Source organism: Mesorhizobium sp. M7A.F.Ca.ET.027.03.2.1, from assembly GCF_003999175.1.
GTDB lineage: Bacteria > Pseudomonadota > Alphaproteobacteria > Rhizobiales > Rhizobiaceae > Mesorhizobium.
Map to the genome: position 1 here is coordinate 1 of NZ_RZOM01000461.1, position 4,612 is coordinate 4,612.

Genomic DNA, 4,612 nt, shown 5'->3' on the forward strand with positions numbered 1-4,612 from the left:
TTGCTGGATGGCGGCGCAGTCCTCGATCTTGTCGAAGATATCGCGCGGCTCGCCGGCGCCGGGAAAGCGGGCAAAGCGCGTGCCGCCGGTGCCGACGCCCCAGGACGGGATCGCCACCGCGAATTTCTCGACCTTGTCTCTGATAGCGTCGATAGCGATGCCGCGACGGTCGAGGCGCTCGCCGAGCGAGGCGTAGTCGCGCTCGAGGTTGGGCTTGCGCGCGCCGTTGTCCTTGTCGACGAGGTCGGCGGAGATGATGGATTCGGACAAGTGCTGATTCCTCCCAAAATATGTTCGGGCAGCGCTGCCCCTCATCCGCCTGCCGGCACCTTCTCCCCGTATAGTGACGGGGAGAAGGGCGAAGCGGCTAGCGCGTAAAGCTCTGGGCGTTGCCCGCGTCGACATTGATGATGTTGCCGGTCGACTTGGCCGACATGTCGGACGCCAGGAAATAGATCGCTTCGGCGATGTCTTCCGGGAAGACCGAGCGCTTCAGCATCGAACGCGAGCGATAGTGCTCCTCCAGATCGTCGGTCGACATCTTGTAGGCGGCGGCGCGCTGTTCCTTCCACTCGCCAGTCCAGATCTTCGAGCCGCGAAGCACCGCGTCCGGGTTGACGACATTGACCCTGATCTGCGCCTCCGCGCCCTCCAGCGCCAGGCAGCGGGCGAGATGGATCTCGGCGGCCTTGGCGGTGCAATAGGCGGCGGCGTTGGGCGATGCGGCAAGGCCGTTCTTGGAGGCGACGAAGACGACGTTGCCGCCGATCTTCTGCGCGCGGAACAGCCGGAACGCTTCCCGCGAGACCAGGAAGTAACCGGTCGACAGGATGTCCATGTTCTTGTTCCACAGCGCCAGCGTCGTCTCCTCGATCGGCGCCGAGGAGGCCAGCCCTGCATTCGACACCAGAATGTCGATGCCGCCGAACTCGACCGCTGTCTCGGCAAAGCCGGAGATAACCTGGTCCTCCGACGTGACGTTGATCAGCACCGGGCGGACGAAATCCTTGCCATAGACCTTGGCCAGTTCGTCATTGGCGCTGGCCAGCGCTGCCTCGTCTATGTCGGCCAGCACCACGCAGGCGCCTTCGCGCAGCAGCCGGTTGGCCGTGGCGCGGCCGATGCCGCCGGCGCCACCCGTGACCAGCGCGATCTGGCCGGCAAGCGACTTCGGCTTCGGCATACGCTGCAGCTTCAGGTCCTCGAGCAGCCAGTATTCGATGTCGAAGGCTTCCTGTGCAGGCAGGCCGACATAGGACGAGACGGTCGAGGCGCCGCGCATGACGTTGATGGCGTTGACATAGAATTCGCCCGAAATGCGCGCCGTCGCCTTGTCGCCGGCGAAGGTGAACATGCCGACGCCGGGCATCAGGTAGACGATGGCATTGGGATCGCGGATGGCGGGCGAGTCCGGATGCTTGCAGCTGTCGTAGTAGGCCTGGTAGCCGACGCGATAGGCTGCGATGTCGTCGGCAAGCCGCGCAATCACCGCATCGACATCGGGCTTGGCCGGATCGAATTCGATGACCAGCGGGCGGATCTTGGTGCGCAGGAAATGGTCGGGGCACGAGGTGCCGAGTGCCGCCAGCGGGCGCAGATCCCTGGAATTGACGAATTCGAGCACGGCGGCGGAATCATCGAAATGGCCTGTTTTGTGGCTCTTCTCCGAGATCAGGCCGCGAATCCTCGGCATCAGTTTGGCCGCGATGGCACGGCGCTCGGTGGCGTCGAGTGCCTTGACCACTTCACCGCCAAAGATAGCGACACCCTCGGAGCGGGGCTCGAACCATTCGATCGCCTGGTTGATCACCGAGATCGTCGTCTCGTAGCATTCCCTGGGGGTGTCGCCCCAGGTGAACAGGCCGTGGCTTTCCAGGATGACACCCTTGGCATCGGGGTGTTCGAGGCAGAATTTCTCCAGCCACAGGCCGAGTTCGAAGCCCGGGCGCTTCCACGGCAACCAGCCGATGGCGTCGCCGAAGATTTCTTTCGTCAGCGCCTTCGAATCCTTCGCGGCGGCAATGGCGATGATGGCATCGGGATGCATGTGGTCGACAAAAGGCTTCGGCACGTAGGCGTGCAACGGCGTGTCGATAGAGGCCGCGCGTGGATTGAGGTTGAAGGTGCAGTGCGGCAGGAAGCCGACCATTTCATCTTCGTGCTCGACGCCGCGATAGAGACCTTTTAGCGCGCGCAGCTTGTCCATGTAGAGCGTGGCAAAGCCGTCCAGCTTGATCGAGGCGCTGTCGCCGCCTGATCCCTTGACCCACAGCACTTCGACATCCTCGCCGGTGAGCGGATCCTTCTGCCAGATCTTCGACGACGTGTTGCCGCCGCCATAGTTGGTGACGCGCTTGTCGGAACCAAGTGTGTTCGAACGGTAGACCAGAAGTTCCGGCCCGCTCATAGCGTGAGCCTTGGCCTCATCCCACAGATTGGCGAGGCGCGCGCCGGTGCGCTTGTCGAGCATATGCAATCCTCCCAAAGGCACGCAAAAGGCGCGGCCATTTGGTCCGAATTTCTACGGAAGCAGCCGGCTTGTCAATCACAAACGATCAATATCGATCATATTGCACTGCACAATGAAATTATATGATCGGAAATGATTGACACTGCGCGTTTTGGGTGCCTAGATGCTCAGGCAGGGAGGAACCATGCACGAAAAAGAGCGCCACAGGATCATTCTGTCCGCCGTCCAGGAAAAGCCTGTGGTGACGGTGCAGGAGATGGTCGACCTGACGGAGTCCTCCGAGGCGACGATCCGGCGCGATATCGCGGCTCTCCACGTCCAGAAGCGGCTGCGGCGCGTGCGCGGCGGCGCCGAGGCAATCTCGCCGCCGCAGTTCATCGGGCTGGCCGGCCGGCCCTTTTCCGTCAACGAAACGATCAACGCCTCGCAGAAGCGGTCGATCGCGCGTGAAGCGGTAGAGCTGTGCAAGGACGGCGAACCAATCATCATCAATGGCGGCACCACCACGTTCCAGATGGTGCATTTCCTGACCGGCCGCCGCATGCCGATCTTCACCAATTCGTTCCCGATCGCCGAGCACCTGCTCAAGCACTCCAAGAACACGGTGATGCTGTCGGGCGGCACCATTTATCGCGAGCAGAACATCATCCTGTCGCCCTTCGACAATGACGTGACGCGCAATTTCTATGCGCGCCGCATGTTCATGGGCGCGCAGGGTCTGGGGCCGCTCGGCCTGATGGAGGGCGATCCGCTTTTGATCCAGGCGGAGCAGAAACTGATCGACCAAGCCGACGAGTTGGTGGTGCTGGTCGATTCCTCGAAATTCCGCAAACGCTCCAGCCTGATCCTGTGCGGCCTGTCGCGCATCGCCACCGTCATCACCGATGACGGCATCGAGGATCGCGAAGCCAAGATGCTGGAGACCGCGGGGGTGACGCTGATCGTCGCCCGCACATCCGCGACCAACAAGGAAGAATCTTCACTGCAGGCCTGAGGCCAACTCGCGCTCGCAGCGACGATGGAATGCAACGCTCAAGGGAGGAAATTCGATGAGCTTCTTGAAGAAATTGATGGTGACGGCTGCATTCTCAGCCGCCATGTTCGTGAATGCCGCCTATGCCGAAAACGTCAAGATCGCACTGGTGGTGAAATCGCTCGGCAACGGCTTCTTCGATGCCGCCAACAAGGGCGCCGAAGAGGCGGCCAAGGAACTCGGCGATGTCGACATCATCTACACCGGCCCGACCAAGGCGACCGCCGAAGCGCAGATCGAAGTGGTCAATTCGCTGATCGCGCAGAAGGTCAACGCCATCGCCATTTCGGCCAATGACGCCGACGCCTTGGTGCCGGTGCTGAAGAAGGCCATGGAACGCGGCATCACCGTCATCTCGTGGGATTCGGGCGTCGCTAAGGAAGGCCGCCAGCTTCACCTCAACCCGTCCGATACCGGCCTGATCGGTGAGACCATCATCAAGCTTGCCGCCGACCACCTGCCGGAAGGCGGCGAGGTCGCCATCCTGTCGGCCTCCTCGACCGCCACCAACCAGAACGCCTGGATTGACGCGGCCAAGAAAATCCTGCCGGAGAAGTTCCCCAAGATCAAACTCGTCGCCACCGTCTACGGCGATGACGATTCGGCCAAGAGCACCGACGAAGCCAAGGGCCTGTTGAAGTCCTATCCGAACCTCAAGGCGATTATCGCGCCGACCACCGTCGGCGTCGTCGCCGCCGCCCAGGTCGTCACCGATGAGAACCTGATCGGCAAGGTAAATGTCACCGGTCTCGCGCTGCCGTCGGAGTTCAAGAAGTTCATCGACAACGGTTCCAGTCAGGCGGTTGCCCTGTGGAACCCGATCGACCTCGGCTACTCGGCCGTCTACCTCGCCCATGATCTGGCGGTGAAGAAGGAAGAGGCGAAGCCCGGCGCCACGCTGTCGATCGGCCGCGTCGGCAAGGTCACGCTCGACGACACCAACTCGGCTGCGATGGCTCCGCCCTTCCAGTTCGACAAGTCGAACATCGAAAAGTTCTCCAAGATCTATTGATCTGGAGTTCTCTCGAGCTGACGCGGCGGGGCTCACGTCCCGCCGCGTCTTTAAACGAACCTTGTTTCAGGGCTTGATACAATTATGGACACGACAG

At 61.8% G+C, this 4,612-nt stretch carries 3 protein-coding genes and 1 pseudogene; 2 read left to right on the plus strand and 2 right to left on the minus strand.

Annotated features, from left to right (window positions below):
* Positions 1 to 270 (minus strand): annotated as a pseudogene (locus tag EN750_RS19705) (sugar isomerase); the annotation flags it as partial.
* Between the two features lie 97 nt (positions 271 to 367).
* The gene (locus EN750_RS19710) at positions 368 to 2,470 is read right to left on the minus strand and encodes a bifunctional rhamnulose-1-phosphate aldolase/short-chain dehydrogenase (protein ID WP_127397396.1); all 2,103 of its coding nucleotides are present in this window, start codon (positions 2,468 to 2,470) and stop codon (positions 368 to 370) included.
* A 184-nt stretch (positions 2,471 to 2,654) separates the two neighbouring features.
* On the opposite strand from EN750_RS19710, the gene EN750_RS19715 reads away from it, so the two are divergent.
* Together EN750_RS19715 and rhaS are read left to right on the plus strand one after the other, a co-directional pair.
* The gene (locus EN750_RS19715; protein WP_127397397.1) at positions 2,655 to 3,464 is read left to right on the plus strand and encodes a DeoR/GlpR family DNA-binding transcription regulator; all 810 of its coding nucleotides are present in this window, start codon (positions 2,655 to 2,657) and stop codon (positions 3,462 to 3,464) included.
* A 55-nt stretch (positions 3,465 to 3,519) separates the two neighbouring features.
* Complete coding sequence (gene rhaS / locus EN750_RS19720; RefSeq protein WP_013533599.1) at positions 3,520 to 4,515, plus strand: rhamnose ABC transporter substrate-binding protein; 996 nt, start codon at positions 3,520 to 3,522, stop codon at positions 4,513 to 4,515.
* Positions 4,516 to 4,612: the final 97 nt, after the last annotated feature.